This is a genomic window from Gluconobacter sp., from assembly GCF_047723935.1.
In the GTDB taxonomy this organism is placed as follows: Bacteria; Pseudomonadota; Alphaproteobacteria; order Acetobacterales; family Acetobacteraceae; genus Gluconobacter.
The window spans coordinates 1-16,156 of record NZ_JBDOBO010000001.1; the positions used below are offsets into that span (position 1 = coordinate 1).

Annotated in this window: 14 protein-coding genes and 1 pseudogene; 4 read left to right on the forward strand and 11 right to left on the reverse strand. The window is 56.7% G+C overall.

The window, feature by feature from the left end:
- Nucleotides 1–55: 55 nt before the first annotated feature.
- Nucleotides 56–511: pseudogene (locus ABF979_RS00005) on the forward strand (SDR family oxidoreductase); the annotation flags it as partial.
- A 51-nt stretch (nt 512–562) separates the two neighbouring features.
- Here ABF979_RS00005 and ABF979_RS00010 read toward each other — a convergent pair.
- The 4 genes from ABF979_RS00010 to ABF979_RS00025 form a co-directional block, all read right to left on the reverse strand.
- Nucleotides 563–1,294, reverse strand: a complete 732-nt coding sequence (locus ABF979_RS00010) for a glycine betaine ABC transporter substrate-binding protein (protein ID WP_415557242.1) — start codon at nt 1,292–1,294, stop codon at nt 563–565.
- A 73-nt stretch (nt 1,295–1,367) separates the two neighbouring features.
- Nucleotides 1,368–3,527: a M13 family metallopeptidase gene (locus ABF979_RS00015; RefSeq protein WP_415557243.1), complete on the reverse strand. Its 2,160-nt coding sequence runs from the start codon at nt 3,525–3,527 to the stop codon at nt 1,368–1,370.
- 14 nt (nt 3,528–3,541) lie between these two features.
- Entirely contained in the window at nt 3,542–4,174 is a 633-nt protein-coding gene (locus ABF979_RS00020; protein ID WP_415557244.1) for a Dabb family protein, read from the reverse strand.
- A gap of 93 nt (nt 4,175–4,267) precedes the next feature.
- Complete coding sequence (locus ABF979_RS00025) at nt 4,268–5,089, reverse strand: acyl-ACP desaturase (RefSeq protein WP_215748778.1); 822 nt, start codon at nt 5,087–5,089, stop codon at nt 4,268–4,270.
- Between the two features lie 116 nt (nt 5,090–5,205).
- On the opposite strand from ABF979_RS00025, the gene bioB reads away from it, so the two are divergent.
- Nucleotides 5,206–6,231 carry a biotin synthase BioB gene (bioB, locus tag ABF979_RS00030; protein WP_202206803.1) on the forward strand — a complete coding sequence of 342 codons (1,026 nt, stop codon included), beginning with the start codon at nt 5,206–5,208 and terminating at the stop codon, nt 6,229–6,231.
- 47 nt (nt 6,232–6,278) lie between these two features.
- On the opposite strand, the gene ABF979_RS00035 is transcribed toward bioB, so the two are convergent.
- Nucleotides 6,279–6,833: a flavodoxin family protein gene (locus tag ABF979_RS00035; protein ID WP_215748779.1), complete on the reverse strand. Its 555-nt coding sequence runs from the start codon at nt 6,831–6,833 to the stop codon at nt 6,279–6,281.
- A 110-nt stretch (nt 6,834–6,943) separates the two neighbouring features.
- On the opposite strand from ABF979_RS00035, the gene ABF979_RS00040 reads away from it, so the two are divergent.
- Both ABF979_RS00040 and ABF979_RS00045 read left to right on the forward strand, forming a co-directional pair.
- Nucleotides 6,944–7,351 carry a winged helix-turn-helix transcriptional regulator gene (locus tag ABF979_RS00040; RefSeq protein ID WP_415557246.1) on the forward strand — a complete coding sequence of 136 codons (408 nt, stop codon included), beginning with the start codon at nt 6,944–6,946 and terminating at the stop codon, nt 7,349–7,351.
- Between the two features lie 105 nt (nt 7,352–7,456).
- A complete protein-coding gene (locus ABF979_RS00045; protein ID WP_415557247.1) occupies nt 7,457–8,761 on the forward strand; it encodes an Hsp70 family protein in 1,305 nt (434 codons plus the stop codon).
- A gap of 4 nt (nt 8,762–8,765) precedes the next feature.
- Here the strand turns inward: ABF979_RS00045 and ABF979_RS00050 are convergent, their stop codons facing one another.
- From ABF979_RS00050 to ABF979_RS00075, 6 genes are all read right to left on the reverse strand, one after another.
- Nucleotides 8,766–10,211 (reverse strand): glycoside hydrolase family 32 protein, encoded by a 1,446-nt coding sequence (locus ABF979_RS00050; RefSeq protein ID WP_415557248.1) that lies wholly within the window; start codon nt 10,209–10,211, stop codon nt 8,766–8,768.
- Between the two features lie 81 nt (nt 10,212–10,292).
- Entirely contained in the window at nt 10,293–11,117 is an 825-nt protein-coding gene (locus ABF979_RS00055) for a hypothetical protein (RefSeq protein ID WP_415557249.1), read from the reverse strand.
- Nucleotides 11,114–12,067 carry an MlaD family protein gene (locus ABF979_RS00060; protein ID WP_215748784.1) on the reverse strand — a complete coding sequence of 318 codons (954 nt, stop codon included), beginning with the start codon at nt 12,065–12,067 and terminating at the stop codon, nt 11,114–11,116. The genes ABF979_RS00055 and ABF979_RS00060 overlap by 4 nt, the downstream gene beginning before the upstream one ends.
- Nucleotides 12,067–12,795 carry an ABC transporter ATP-binding protein gene (locus ABF979_RS00065; protein ID WP_202206671.1) on the reverse strand — a complete coding sequence of 243 codons (729 nt, stop codon included), beginning with the start codon at nt 12,793–12,795 and terminating at the stop codon, nt 12,067–12,069. Before ABF979_RS00065 ends, ABF979_RS00060 begins: the two co-directional genes overlap by 1 nt.
- Before the next feature lies 1 nt (nt 12,796).
- Nucleotides 12,797–13,612, reverse strand: a complete 816-nt coding sequence (locus ABF979_RS00070; RefSeq protein WP_202206670.1) for an MlaE family ABC transporter permease — start codon at nt 13,610–13,612, stop codon at nt 12,797–12,799.
- A complete protein-coding gene (locus ABF979_RS00075) occupies nt 13,609–15,927 on the reverse strand; it encodes a cache domain-containing protein (protein ID WP_415557250.1) in 2,319 nt (772 codons plus the stop codon). The genes ABF979_RS00070 and ABF979_RS00075 overlap by 4 nt, the downstream gene beginning before the upstream one ends.
- Nucleotides 15,928–16,156: the final 229 nt, after the last annotated feature.

Below are 16,156 nucleotides of genomic sequence, written 5' to 3' on the forward strand. Positions count from 1 at the left end.
CGTTCAGGCCAGATGATAGCTTATCGCCCTGTCCGAAAAATGGGGACCACCTCTGATTTACCGCATCAATGTTCAGGGCGTGATCTGGGGTATCCAGGCTGCAGCCAACATTTTCAAAGAGACCGGCAAGAAGGGCAAGATCATCAATGCCTGCTCCATTGCTGGCCATGAAGGCTTCCCTCTTCTCGGGATCTATTCTTCCACGAAGTTTGCGGTTCGCGCTCTGACGCAGTCCGCCGCCAAGGAACTGGCAGCGTTCGGTATCACCGTCAATTCCTACTGTCCGGGGATCGTCGGGACGGATATGTGGGTCGAGATCGACAAGCGCATGTCTGAGATTACTGGCGCTGACTTGGGCGCAACATACAAGAAGTATGTTGAAGGTATCGCTCTCGGACGGGTCGAAACAGCGGACGACGTTGCTGGCTTTGTCGCATTCCTGTCGGGCAAAGACTCCGATTACATCACCGGCCAGTCCATCCTGATCGATGGCGGCCTCGTCTACCGCTAAGGCTGTAGATACAAAAAAGGACCGGAGAAGTCCGGCCCTTTTTTGAAATCATCAGGCATCCCGCGGGATAAGGCGTCCACGCTGCCATGCTTCCGCAGCATCATCGGGGTCCTGCCCTTCGACGCCAATATTGTAATCCAGCGCACTCATGACCTTGTTGCCGAGCATCATCTCGGACAACTCGTCAAGAAGATCTGTGTCTGCCTTGCGCGCTACATCTTCCCGCAGAACCATGCGCGCAGACATTTCCCCGCCAAGCAGCTTGTCAGGGTCCTCAACCAGCGTCAGCAACGCAGTATGGAACACAGCGTGAGGCTGAGTGGCGACAACAAGGGGAGATTCCCCGTCAGCCTGCGCCTTTTCCAGACGACCGATCAGAGCGGCCTCTCCAACGACTTCAAGCGGCAGGGAGGAGAGAGCTGGAAGCTGCTTGAGTGCCTTTTCAAGAACCTCGCGGCTGTCATCCGCAACGATGACGCGATCCACCTCGGCTGATGTCAGCGTATTGACAGAGCCAAGAGAACGAAGTGCTGCAAACGAAATCTGCGGCTGATACAGATCCCCGATGACACGAAAGCCAGGCCCAGCGAATTTTTCATCGCGCGGGAACCAGGCAGAAACCAGAAGATCGACTTCACCCTGCTCCATGGCTTCCGCCACATCTTCAGGGTCGAGGTCTACGAACTCGACGTCCACCTCATGCGCTTCGAGAACACGGGCGACCGCACTGGCACACCCGGCATGAAGCGAGGTGTACAGATGGCCGATCGTCATTTGCGTCATGAGGCAGTCCGTCAGTCAGAAAATTGAAACGTGAGACCGTGGATAAGCCTCACGCTTCATTTTGTCACGACCCTTACCAGATCTTTACGCGCTGATCCGGGGCCAGATAGAGCTTGTCGCCCTCTTTTACGCCGAATGCATCATACCAGACGTCGATATTATGCGCTGGCATGTTCACACGCGTGACGGCCGGGGCATGCTCGTTCGAAAGCATCTGCTGGCGCAGCGCATCCGGACGATCCTTCTCACGCCACACCTGTGCCCAGCCCAGGAACACGCGCTGATCGCCCGTCAGGCCATGAACGGTTGTCTGCGGCTTGCCATGCAGGGAGTCATGATAAGCCTGCAGACCGAGGTTCAACCCGCCGGAATCCGCAATATTCTCGCCCATGGTCATCTTGCCGTTCACATGCGTGCCCGGCAGAGGCTCCTGCGCGTCATATTGTGCACCAAGACGATCGGCCAGCTTTTGGAAGGCATCAGAAGATGCTTTGGTCCACCAGTCATTCAGGCGGCCATGCTCATCATAATGACGGCCCTGGTCGTCAAAGCCATGGCTCATCTCATGACCGATCACGCCACCAATGGCACCGTAATTCACAGCCATATCGCCCTTCGGATCGAAGAACGGCGGCTGAAGAATAGCTGCCGGGAAGACGATCTCGTTCATGGTCGGATCATTGTAGGCATTCACCGTCTGCGGCGTCATACCCCATTCGTCACGATCCACCGGCTTGTCGAGTTTGTCCACCTCATGCTGCCAGTTGAACGCCACACCACGCACGGCATTGCCGTACACGTCGCCCTGACGAACCACGAGGTTGCTGTAGTCCCACCACTTTTTGGGATAGCCAACCTGAATGGCGAAGTGATCCAGCTTGTTCAGAGCAGCCTTGCGGGTCTGCTCGTCCATCCATGTGTTGTGCTCAAGGCGATCATGGAAGGAAGACTTCACCTTCTGCACCAGCTCCGTAATCTGAGCCTGTGCTGACGGCGGGAAATAACGGGCAACATAGATCTTGCCAAGAGCCCAGCCCATGGCACCATTGGTCACGCGTGTCGCACGCTTCCAACGAGGAGACTGCTGCGCCACGCCTGACAGCGTGCGACTGTTGAAGTCGAAGGACGCGTCAGAGAAATCATGAGACAGATAAGCTGCGGCATTGTCGGCCAAATGGAAGGCAAGCCAGGCCTGAAGCACGCTGTAATCAGCCTTCTTCAGAACGCGGGACATGGCAGCGATGCCATCGGGCTCACGCACGTCCACCTTGCGATCGGCAATATTTGCAGCCGGAAGCCCTGCCGTCGTCAGGAACGTGACCCAGTCAAAGTCCGGAGCAATCTTCTGTAGCTGCGTGACCGTCATCGGGTTGTAGAGCTTGAGCGGATCGCGCGTCTGGTCGCGGGGGATCTCAACCTTGGCAAGCGCCGTTTCAAGATCAACAACGGCCTGCGCGTTCTTGGCTGGATCAGCCCAGCCGACAAGCGTCAACATCTTGGCGACATAAGCCTGATAGGCCTTCTTCTTGTCGGCCAGCTTCGGGTCTGTGTAGTAGCTGATATCGGGCAGACCGAGACCACCGCTGACACCAATGCTCATGCCCTGATCGAGCATCAGCATGTAATGTTCCGGATCTTTCTGATCCTGCTCAACACCAATCTGGAATGTCGAGAACGCCATGGACTTCAGAGACGTACCAAACGCTTCTGCAAGGCTCTTGGCATCACTGACCTTGCGGATCTTCTCAAGATCCGCAGCTAGCGGCTTGGCCCCCAGAGCATCAACCGCCTTCTGGTCCAGATAACTGGCGTAGAAAGTGCCAATCTTGCCCATGTCGTCAGACGGCTCGGCAGAAACATGCTTCTGCGCTTCGCTCAGGATCGCCTTCTGGCGCTCCATGGACAGCTCATACAGAATACGGAACGGGCCGTAGCTGCTCATATCCCCCGGAATTTTCAGGTTCTTGAGGTACGTGCCGTTGGCATATTCGAAAAAATTGTCGCCTGGCTTGACGCTATGGTTCATGCCGGCTTCATCAAAGCCCCAGCCTGAATTGTAACCGGCGGCCTGCGCGCTAGCGGCCGTCAGGCCCATAGCCAGTGCAAGCACACTCGCACCCTGCGTCAGGCGGCGTTTAACAGAAACTGTAGTCTTCACATTATGCCTCATGTTCTGGCGATCGCCGTAGCATGAGGCATAAAAGATCATTTCGTCAAAAGGTCGTCCATACAAACGGAGACTTTTTGTTACTTCCCGCTTTTGCGGGTTGTCTTGCGTGCTTTGTCAGCCGGAGCGGAAACAGCCAGCACGTCATAATCAAAAACCATGACTTTATCGAGATATGGCCCGGCAAATTCCTTGAAGGCCTCATGGGCGGGGTCGAAGAAGGCCGGATCTGTCACGACGGGCTTACCAACGTAATAGTTCCGATCCCCTTCTGAGCGAAACGTCACGAGGAATGCCTGCTGCAGACCACCCTCTACACCTTCACCGCTGTTCTGAAACCCGGTCTCAATGCTGACCACTACGGGACGACCGTCCGGACGACGACTGTCCTGTGCAAGATGCAGAAACCGGCCGGCCACTTCCGCACGCTGTGCCGTCGTGGCGTCTTTTTTGTAGCGGAACATCACCATGTGACGCACTGTCCCCACACGCCAGTCAGCCGCTGTGAACTGAGCGTATCCGACCTGTCGGGCAAGCTGCTGGGAGGCAACCGTTGCCGCTGCCGGTGTATCGCTCGTCACCGGGCCTGACGTCGCGATCGGCAGGGAGTATGGATCTGCTTTGGCTGAGAAGCCCTGCGAAAGCCCTGCGATGGACAGAAGGGCAGCGGCTCCCCAGATAAAGCGACGGGACAGAAGTGGTCGAACGTCCATTCTCAAGCTCCAGTTACCAGACAGAAAATGCAGTTCTTCATGGCACGAAACGGCCCCTTCCGTCTTGTGAATTTCCGTAAGTCTGACGAACTGTCAGGCCGCGATCTGACGCTGAAACGATTTGCGGCGCCACTGGATCAGTCGATACACCCCATTCGCTGCCAGCTTCTGCCAACGGGAATGCGGGGTGAAGCCGATTGTCTTGAAGATCATCGCCGTCACACGATCAATGTGTTTCTGCTGATAAAACCCCATGGCTTTGGACATATATGCCGCAATGCACCGCTTGTGATCATACGGCATGTCCGGGGATTCATTGGTGGTGTGATAGGCGGACGCCAGCTCATCGTCCTCACTCTCGGTCACACGCCCAAGAGCAATACGCGTCCGTGCCCAGACACTGAGCTTCTCGCGCTTCAGATAGCGATGCATATGATCATAGAAGAGTTTGAAATGCCGGTATTCATCGGCGGCAATCTGCTTGCAGATGGCTTTCAGCAAGGGCTCATCCGTCGCATCCGCCAGCGCCGTGTAAAAAGACGACGTTCCCGTCTCGACCATACACCGCGCGATCAGCTCGCCCGTGCGGGACCCACGGATGGACGCATCGACGTCTGCATCAATCTTGTAACTTGCGCGATAACGCTCAAAAGCCTCTTCATAGTCCCAGCTCGGATCGGCCAGCATGGCCCAGCGGCCGAGAGCATCTCCGTGCTGAACTTCTTCCACTGCCCAGTTGGCTGTTGCTGCGCTGAAATCCGGGTCTCCCACAAAGACGCGTCTCAGATATTCAGCATAGTCCAGACCATTCTTTTCAACGACTGAAGCAGACTTCACCAGAGGAATGATATCCGGGTCCACGCGGGATGGATCAAAGGAATCCCAGTCCATCTGCTCGATACGCCAGTGTTTCATTGCTTTGCCTCGTCCGTTTTCCGGCTCATAATCATGACGATGAGATGACACGCCGGGGCCATTTTGGGTAGGTGTGACGCAACAACGTTGGAGAAAGCCCCGTGACGGCTCAGAAAATGACACAGCCAGACGTCCGCCACGACTGGACGCGCGCCGAGGTTGAAGCGCTGATCAACCTCCCCTTCCCGGACCTGATGTTCCGCGCCCAGGAACTGCATCGTCGTTATTTCGACCCCACAAAAGTGCAGATTTCCACGCTTCTTTCGATCAAAACAGGCGGTTGCCCGGAAGACTGCGCCTACTGTCCGCAGAGCGCCCGACACGAAAAAAGCGTGAAGGCCGAGCGCCTGATGGCCGTCGAAAAGGTGATGACCGAGGCGCGCGCAGCAAAGGCTGCTGGTGCTGGCCGATTCTGCATGGGCGCTGCCTGGCGCTCCCCGAAGGACCACGATCTCGACTCCGTTTGTGAGATGATCGAGGGCGTGAAGTCTCTTGGTCTCGAAACATGCGTCACGCTCGGGATGCTGGACTCCGTACAGTCCCAGCGCCTGAAGGATGCCGGGCTGGATTATTACAACCACAACCTCGACACCTCCGAGGAATTCTACGGCTCCATCATCTCCACCCGCACATATCAGGAGCGCCTCGATACGCTCTCCAACGTGCGCGATGCCGGCATCAATGTCTGCTGTGGCGGAATCGTGGGTATGGGCGAAGATCTGTCCGACCGCGCCGGCCTGCTGATGACGCTCGCCAACCTGCCGAAGCATCCCGAGAGCGTACCCATCAATCTGCTTGTTCGCGTTGAAGGCACACCGTTAGGTGAAGCTGAAGCGGTCGATCCGATCACCTTCGTCCGTATCATCGCCACAGCCCGTATCATGATGCCGGAAAGCCATGTCCGTCTGGCAGCAGGACGTGAAAACATGACGGATGAGGCACATGCTCTGTGCTTCCTCGCAGGTGCCAACTCTATCTTCTGTGGTGAAAAGCTCCTGACCACGCCAAACCCTGCTGAACACCGCGACCGTCAGCTTCTGTCCGCTCTGGGCATGACGCCGATGGTTCAGTCTGAAGCAGAAATGGGCGCACTGCGTCCTGCCGTTCCGGACGTCGCTGCCTACGAAGCAGCTCTGTCCTAACCAACAAGGGCGAGGCATTCTGTGCGCCTCGCCCTCATTGTTACCGATTAAGCCTTCAGACGTGCTGCAATATCCGCCACACGGCGGCCATAGCGCTCAGCCGTCAGCAAGTCCCCCTTCTGCACACCATCGACACCCGCATTTGCCGGTGCCCGTGCCAGAAGCCCGACTGACCCACCCAGATTGTTCGGGTCGTCGCCCGTCGCTTCAAGAGTGTTGGATGGCAGCACACCCAAACTCACCCAGATCCCACCATGCTGGGATGCCAGTGTCTGGAGCGTAATCAACGTGACCTGCTTATCCCCACTTGGGCTAGCGGAGTTCGTGAAGCCACCAAACACCTTGTCCTGCCAGCCGCGCGTGAACCAGATCTTGGATGTAGCATCTGCAAATTTCTTAAACTGCCAGCTCACGTTGCCCATATAGGTCGGCGTTCCAAAAATGATGGCATCCGCCTCGTTCAGCGCAGCCCATTCGGCCTCGGTAATTTCGCCGTCAGCACTAATCGCCACGAGTTGGGCCTGAGCTCCCTGAGCCACATGCTCCGCCACCACCTTGGTGTGCCCATATCCCGAATGATAGACGACCAAAACTTTAGACATCGTTCCTGTCCTTCAAACCAGTTTATACGATACGTGGTATCCATTGGATACCAACACTCTTTGTGGTATTATGCTAGCAAATTCGGGACAAGAAGGCACTTTCCAGACACATGGTTACCTTGCAGAAACCAGATACCCCAACACGAAACCTCTGCTTCAACGTCTATGCAAAAGAGTGCCCTACACGCCTTGTGCTGGACCGGCTTGGTGACAAATGGGCCCTTCTCGTGCTGGACCGCCTTCAGAATGATGTCGTGCGCTTCAATGCCCTCAAACGGGACATCAATGGGATTTCCCAGAAAATCCTGTCTCAGGTCCTGAAAAACCTCGAGCGCGACGGCCTCATTTCAAGACAAGCCTATCCAACCGTGCCCGTCACTGTTGAGTACAGTCTCAAGCCTCTTGGACAAACCCTGATCCAGGCTGTTTCAAGCCTCACGCACTGGGCTGAAACCCACATGGCTGACATTCAGGACTCCCAACGTCTTTACGATGAAGCAAAAAACAGCGCGCTCTGACATTTTGCGCCTTTCATAAAGCCATTTTTTAACTTTTCCCTTGGCCTCGTAGCCGTTCTTTCCTAAACCCTCGCCCTTTGCGAATTCGGGACGGGACCAGCCAAAATGACGACGCAACCTCTTAAAGCGCCAAAAATTCGCGTCGGCATCGACTTTGGAACGACCAATAGTGTCGTCGTCATCGCAGATGAACAGGGCAACACGCAGCCTGCCATCTTCAACTTCATTGACAGTCCGTCTTCCGAAACCTGCCGCACCCTGCTCTGTCTCTGGATGGATCAGGAGGGCAATCGACGCGTTCTTCAGGACGCTATCGGGCTTGATGCCATCGAAGCCTATCTGGATGATCCGGCAGAAAGCCGCCTCATCATGTCCATGAAGACCTATCTGGCTCAGGGCTCATTCCGCGAAACACGTGTTTTTGCCTCGACCATGACGCTTCAGAACCTGATCGCCCGGTTCCTGCGCTCCCTGATGGACAAGGCCGGCATTACACCAGAGCAGGTCAGCACAACGATCGGCAGGCCCGTGCGCTTTGCTGGTGAACTGGCCGACGACGATCTGGGTGTGAAGCGCCTGAAGGAAAGCTTTGTCGAGGCAGGTTTCGCCGAGCCAAACGTCGTGCTTGAGCCTGAAGGGGCTGGCTGGCGCTTCATGCAGCGACTGGATGCACCAGCAACGGTCCTGGTAGGAGACTTCGGCGGTGGCACAAGCGATTTCTCCGTCATGCGCTTTGACCCCCATGGCACACCGCGCACCGTCACGCTGGGTCATTCCGGTGTCGGGATTGCGGGAGACCAGTTCGACTTCCGTATTATCGACAATGTCGTCGCACCCGCACTTGGTCGGGACACGACATATCGGGTGATGGGTGGGCAGCCTCTTCCCGTCCCTATTGAATGGTATGCGAGCCTCGGCCGCTGGCATCGCCTGTCCCTGATGCGGACCCCTCAAACCCTTCGCAGCATTGCAGATGTCGCCAAGACAGCTTCTAATCCGCAGAAGCTGCGAAATCTTCTGCGCCTGATCGAAGATCAGGAAGGCCAGAACCTCTACCGGGCGATTGGTCAGGCCAAAAGCGATCTCTCACGGCACGACAGTACGGTCCTAAAATTCAGCCACCGGGATCTGAAAATCGAGCAGACCATCACGCGTGCAGATTTCGAAAGCTGGATCAAACCCGATCTGGAAAAACTAGCAGCAGCCATCGACGATGCCCTGAACGTTACAGGCCTTGGCATTGACGATATCGATCATGTCTTCCTCACCGGCGGCACGTCTTTCGTTCCGGCTGTTCGGAAGTTGTTCACGGATCGCTTTGGTGAAAGCCGGGTCGATGGCGGATCAGAATTTGTCTCTGTCGCTGAAGGTCTGGCCCTGATCGAAGTGGAAGCAAGAGCCTCGGCCTGAATGTTCAGGCCGGGCTACTGGTCAGGCGATCTGGCGAAATGGGGCTCATCGCGCGGGCAGAGACAACGGCCTCACGGAATGTCCCTTCCAAAGACAGCTTGAAGGCGGCATCCGTCTTTCCATAAGCCCGGGTCGTGAGACAGACACCTGAAGAGGTGAAAATTTCCACGACCGAACCATCTACGAAAATATCCAGCATATTGCGGGCGGCCAATGGCAAGGGTGCGGAATCTCCATTGGCCATCAATTCTTTTCCGGGCCGGTATGGATCGTAATCAAGCTCCAGAAATGGCCCCTCCCCTCCAAATGTCAGGCGCCCGGCCTCGGTTCCGATAAAGGTCAGACGAATTCGGCCATTCGGTCCATCGGGAGCGGCCCAGGACGAGGGCGTGAGCTGGCGGAAATGCGGGCCTTCCAACGCAGTCAGATTGGGATGGGGCGCAAGACGCAGAGCGACATCTCCGTCAGCCGTGAGAACCCGAGGCAAAGACATGACACCACTCCAGCCCGCTTCCATGGCCCCATGACTGCGCTCAGGCTTCTCAGGCACCCAGCCCCAGAGAACGCGCCGCCTGTGCTCATCCAACATGGTCCGTCCGGCATAGAACGCCCCATATCCAAGAGGCTGAATAATGCGCGGATGAAATGCGCCTTCGCTGTAAACGCCTGAAGCATAATAAACAGTGCTGCCCAGCGAGTAGATCAGGACCCAGGTATCACCGAGCGCAAAAAAGTCCGGACATTCCATGGCATCGTCGTAAGCGCCAGCCTGATGCGTGGGGCCATAGAAAATAGTGCGATAGGTCCAGTCTTTTAGATTCTCACTATCGTATTTCAGAATGACCCCACCCGGACCAAACTTGGATTGCCGAACGTTGGCGCCCAGCAGCATGTGCCATCCCTCGCGATCCTTCCAGACGAGCGGATCGCGAAATCCATCAACATGCAGTCCCGGCGGGGGCTCAGAAAGAACGGGCACAGGGTCCTGCTTCCAGTGCATCATCTGAAGATCAGATGTCGCCGTGCACTGCACGGATGGCTCAATGCCCGTGTAAAAAGCGATGGCCTGATCTTCAACGATCACAACGCAACCACTGAAAACTCCGAGGGAATCTGGCCCCCCGGGGACAGGGCTCATCGCAACGGGTTCGTGATGCCAGTGAACAAGATCAGGGCTGGTCGCGTGGCCCCAGTGAATGTTTCCAAACGCAGCTTTATCCGGCCCCCACTGATAGAACATGTGATAGCGACCATTGACCCAGACCGGGCCGCAGGGATCGTTCATCCATCCATAAGGGGCAATCAGATGATATTGAGGGCGCAACCGATCCGCAGCCATCACGGCGGCTGACGGAAGACGATAAGGCCGCGCCTGACTTCTGTGCGTCAGCCCCAGAGCCAGCAAGGCCACTCCAGACCCAAGAACCATTCGTCTGGATGTAGGCCTCATCTTCTCTCCTTCTCGTTCCGATTTCGTTACTATCGAATGAGAGGGGAGGCTCTGGCAATGACGGAAAAAATTTTCCTTTGATCAGCGAATGGGTGCTGCAGGCGCACTCACAGCAGAGACCGTAATGGAAGCTTTCTCCACATGGCCAGTCTGCTGCACGCTTCGGCTTGAGAGTTCCTGCTGTCGTAAAGCGGCAGCGGTGTTCATGTCACCCTGTGCTTCAGCAGCCTGAGCCGCGACAAGCAGAGCACGCCGCATTCCCTCATAGTCCTGCGCATCCCGTCTCTTCTGTGTCAGGGACATGGCTTGTTCCAGCGCAAGTGCTGGTGCACGATTCAAGAGTGCCAGACGGGCCGCCAGATCCTGATGATCCAGCATGGCAGCAGGCTCTTTTGAGGGAGCCAATAACGCTTCCATGCGGGCCAACTGTGTTACGTTACCTTGATCTGCGGCCCCCAGACCGGCCAGATAAGCCGCACGGTTACGAATGCCTACATCAGGCGACTGAAGCGCCACGAGCGCAGACGCCTCAGAACCCGTCAGGTCATGCTGCCGATACAACGCCGCACTTCTGACAAGCTCCAGATCACTGGTCTGACTGTACTGACGCAGCTTAAGAGCTTTTCCGGTATGATCGAGTGCTGTCAAAGCGTCGGCAGGCTTGTTTTCTTCCAGCAGGGCCGTCGCAAGATTGAAGCCCGCATCGTGGATCTGGGCGGCATCATCCCGGATAAGGGCACGGTCCATCGCCGCACGGTACTGACTTTCGGACTGGTCTGGATGTCCAAGCTCGAAAGCGCTCCGCCCTGTGTCCATTGCGTTCTCATAAGCCTGATCCGGATCAGGCCCCTTGGTCACAGACGAGCAACTTGCCATGGCAAGACACAGCAGAATCATACGCTTCATGGACGGACAGCCTCCGCGGGCAGACGATGACTAGGCGTTTTCTGCGCTGTACCACCCAGCAGCCACAGCCCCCGGAGCTGATCTGTCAGCTTGCGTAAACTATTGGCACTTGCTTCCGCCTGCGTGATGAGTGCCGGAAGCTGGGCCGTTGCGGCGCTGGTATGGGTAATCGTTTCCTGCACCTGCGGCATGCTCTTGCGAAGGGTGTCCGTGGCCGCCTTGGCATTATCCATCGTGCCATCAGCTTTCGTCATGACACCCCCAAGCTGCTTTTCGATCGGCTGAAGGCGGGCGATAACTTCTGTAAGATTTTCCAGCGCCTGATTGGCTTTCTGCAGGGTATCATCCTTTGAAAGAAGCCCGCCAACCGTGCCCTTGCCAGCCCGCATGTCCGTCAGCATGTCATTGACCTGCTTGGTAATGGCCTGAACGCTATCCATTGCGGGGACGAGTTTGTTTCTCAGGTCCGTAACCGTCTGGGTGATCACGTCTGCCGGGTTTGCCTCCACTGTCGCGTTCAGCACGGCATAGCCCCAGTCCATGTCTTCCCCACGGCCACGGCCCAGTTCGATATAGCTGGCGCCGGCCACCACGAAACGATGCCGGATCACCGCAGCACTATCCTGACGGATGAAGGGCACAAACTGTGGCTCGATGTAGCCCTCGGCATACATGCGGCCAGTGCTGTTCAAATCCAGATGGCGAATTTCACCGGCATGTACGCCCATGATCTCAATGTCGTCACCAATAGCCAGCCCGGCCACGCCGGTTTCCGGCAGGACAAAGTGAATCTTTTTCTCGGGTGTCAGCCACTGCTTGAGAAAGCCGGCTTCTGCCACCGCCACAGCAAAGAGGACGATGGTCACAAGGACCAGCAATCCCACCCATTCATCCGCATAGCGGTTCTGGAAAAGCGGGCGGGCAGTGTCAGGGCGGCGTACGCGAAACATCAAGACCCTCGCATCGAAAACAGTCCATCATCATACAGACGGAGGCGAATGGTCGCATCCGCTTCATAAGCCCCCCAGGCGCTGTCATTCGGGGCGAGCCAGACAACGGCACAGCCCCGGTCACGCGCATCCGTCAGAGCAGACAGAAAAGCGTTCATGAGCGGAGGGTTGGCACTTCCCATCGGATTTTCCAGCAGAAGAAGCGCGGGCTCCCCCAGAAACGCACGCACGCAGTCAGCCCGGCAACGATCCAGAGGAGACAGCTTACCCGGGGAAACGACTGGCAACCCGGGCAGACCAAACTGCATTCCCAACTGCACGGCCTGTTGCATCAACCGTTCCTCGGGCACCCGAGTATGATGCAGTTGTGGCCAGAGGATGTTCATATAGGTGCCATACAGGTCAATCCAGCCGCCATTGGCCACCATTCGACCAATCCGTCCCCGGAGTGCAGCAGCACGTCGTTCGTCCAGATCAGACCACTCAAGGCCCATACAGCGGGCAATACCGTCTTCCAGATCCACCAGCCCGACACACATATCGGAGAACAGGCTGGCCTGCTGCATATCCCGACATTCGATCAGAGCGCAGTCCCCCGGGTTCAGGCGCAGGTTGTAGCGTACAGAGGCCAGACCACTACCATCAAAGCGCGGACGAGCATCCAGCAGCTCCAGAATAGGATCGAGGATGTTCAGTTCGGCGGGCGGGACTGTTTTTTCGTCTGCCATATCAACCGAGCCAGACGCTGAGGACGACGTTAATCGTCATGATGGACAGGATGCCACGCGCAAATCCTCTTGGCATCAGCGAGGACAGATCGTCTTCGGTTGTGGCATCCATCCCGGACAGGCAGGAGCACACACCCACCGCAAAGCCACTGAAAATGAATTTGGCCGGAATGGCAAAATAGTCGACCGGGTGCATGCTACTCACCACCTGATCCAGAAACGCCCAGACCGGCATGGTGATGACGCCTTCAACACGGCATACGGCGTAACCGACCAGCAATGCCGTCAAACTGAAGATGATGCCCAGCGTGAACCCACTGATGGTCATGGCGAGACTTCGCGGAAGCAGAAACGCCACGAACGGATCAATCCCCATGCCCGTCAGAACGCGCATCTGACCACCCGTCGTCAGGGTTCCCAGTTCCGTCAGCATCAACATCCCGGAACGCCCCAGAAGAATGACGCCAACCAGCACCGGAGCAATCTCCCGCACCATCACGGTAGACAGGATCGAGCCCGTCATCTGGGCCATCCCGGCAAAACCCAGCCAGTAAACGGCCTGTGCCACAATCCCGAACCCCGTCAGAGCGGCCGTCACCAACACACTGAGAAGACCGCCGCCTGTAGCCTGCTGAAGGGAATGCCAGAATTCGATCCGCACAGTCCGGCGCCAGGACGTGGGCGACAGACCAACACGAATGACGCCCCAGGAAGCACCGATCACCATCAGGGTAAACCGCATCTGGGTCCGGGTAAAATATCCCAAAGTACCCAGAGCGTTCTGCACGCGCGGAATGCGATCGAAACGGGTTTTCATCGCCGCCCCGCCAGAATGAAACTGCGGGTCACGCCGCTGTTCGGCAGATAGAACATGCCCCTGGCTCTGAAGAGGAAATGCTCCCTCAACTGGATATAAGCCTGTTCCGAAACCTGAATTGTCCCGGCATCAGGCGCACTGGCAGCCAGAAGCTCAGCCACATTGATGGCCTCACCCCACAGATTAAAGACGGACGGCTCCTTGCCCAGCATCGCCGCCATGACAGGCCCAACATCAATGCCCACACGGAAGACCGGATCAATATCTACGGACGCCAGAAGGGACAGGCAGGCCTCACGGATGGACACCGCAGCATCTGCCAAACGCAGCACCGCGCCAGGATCAGGCTCCTGCGAACATCCGCCGACCAGCACCAGACGGTTACTCACCACCTGAACAGAGAACAGCCCCGTCTCCCGGGCAATGCGCTGAATGTCTTCGCTGAGCGACGACACGACTTTCATGGCACGTTCGGCGCTGTGGCGATCCATTGCGTATGGATCAGCAAAGGAAATCACCATGACTGGCACCTGCGGGTAAATCCCGCTTGGTACCACCCCGTCCTGAACACCCGAACCCGGTGGCAGGAGGAATCCCTCATCGTAACGCGTGTCTTTTAGCTCATGAGACACGCTTGGACGCGCCCCAGCCTGCTGGGTGCCCTGATCCAGAACCTGAGAAAACCGCAATGCCACGACCGACGAGACAATCGCGACAATATGCTCCATCGCGTCTGCTCTGGCTGGATCTTCCAGAACAATAACACCAACAGCCTGATGCCCACGCATAACCGGATGAAAGACGAGCGACCTGGCATCAACGGCCCGCATGATGATGCGCTGGAAATTCTGACTGCGTTCATCCTGACGCGCATCTTCAATGAAAAGGGAATGCCCTTCCATCAAGGCATCGAAAAGCTTGCTGTGCTCGCGTTTCGTAATCTCGATACCCGTGCTGTGGACATCCCGCACCGGATCGAAAGCATCTTCGCACAACAGGCGTTCTCCATCCGGAAGCAGCCGCCAGAGGCTGGCGCGCCGGGAGCCCGTTCGCGCCGCCAGAGCTTCCGTCAGGATCGGGACATCGTGAGACGCTTCGAACAGATCTGGCGTACTGGCAATTTCGTACAGAGAGGCATTTTCTGCCCGCATCTGCTCACGACCGACTTCAATCCGCTTGCGCAGCCGGTCGATACGACGCCCCTGTATGATCAACCCAAGGGCAAGCAAAGACGCCAGTCCAACAACCAGAGCCGAAAACCAGAGGTTCTGACGACGCGCCGTAATGGCAAAGTCCGAGAAATCGTTTTCCGGCGCGTTCAGCAACAAGACCCAGCGCCTGTGCACGAAAGGAAGCGTCGCGGCGATGGTGACGTAATTCTTGTTGCGCGCCGTCACGAGGCCCGGTCCAGGTCCTTTGACCTTGAAGGTATTCAGGGCCCGAATGAAAACAGGCTGCGTCTTTGGATCGAGTTGCATATGAGCGGGATCAAAAGACGGCTCCGATCCGTCTTCGCTCATATTATGCCCGGCGATGATCTGCCCCTTCATATCCACGATCACGGCTCGACCACTGCGGCCAACCTGAAGCTCGTTGAGAAAAGATGTCAGCCGGTTCAGGGAGATATTGGTGGCAAAGACTGCGCGATGCCCATCTTTCATCGGGAACGCGATGGAAGCGGTAATGGTAAATTCGCGAGCCGCCAAATACGCGTAAGGATTGGTCCAGTAGAGCGCCCCGTCTCCCCGTCCAATCCGTTTGATGGCTCCTTGAAACCACGGGCGCACCGTGACGTCATATTTGTCAGCTGGATCCGAAGCCGTACTCAGATACGTGCCATTCTGATCCACATACGTATGTCTATAGACCTCATGGCCATTTTCGACCTGAAAATGAGTCTGCTCGTAGTCCTTGCCGTGCCGTGTCACCATCCAGAACTGGCCCTGATCACTGGCCAGATAAAAGCTGTCCACCTGAGGCGTATGGGCCAGCATGGAACGGCCATAGAGCATGAACGAGTCTGGTGACGCATCCGTCAGCGGTGATCCGAACATGTCCGGAGCAATACTTGCGCTGTCAGACGCCGGGGAAAGGTAATTCCGGACCTCTTCCGTCACATACTTCTGCTGACTGCGCAGCAGATCCGAGGAAAGCGCAATCGCGCCCTGCCGGGTGGTCCGATAGTTGTGCAGGCTGATCGTAATAATGGCTGCAATGACCAGCAACACACCAACAATAGGCCCAAGAAACTGCAGAACCCTTTGCCGGCTACTGGCGGGGCTTCGTGTCGGATCAACAATCTCGGCAGCTGACAAGGGCGTGTTACTCCGGAACTACGGATAGTCTGATGGTATTTCTGACAGGCTTTGACATGACAATATCTCCTGCCCATTCATCTGCCGCAACCCATACGATACTGAACGAACGCTCGAACCCGCAGGTTTTTTGCCTGCTTCCAATAAACTTTCGTCAATTCTTGCTCTGTACAAAGAGGCATCTTAATCCGTATCGTACAAGTCCTCTTTCATTCACCTCCAAATGGCA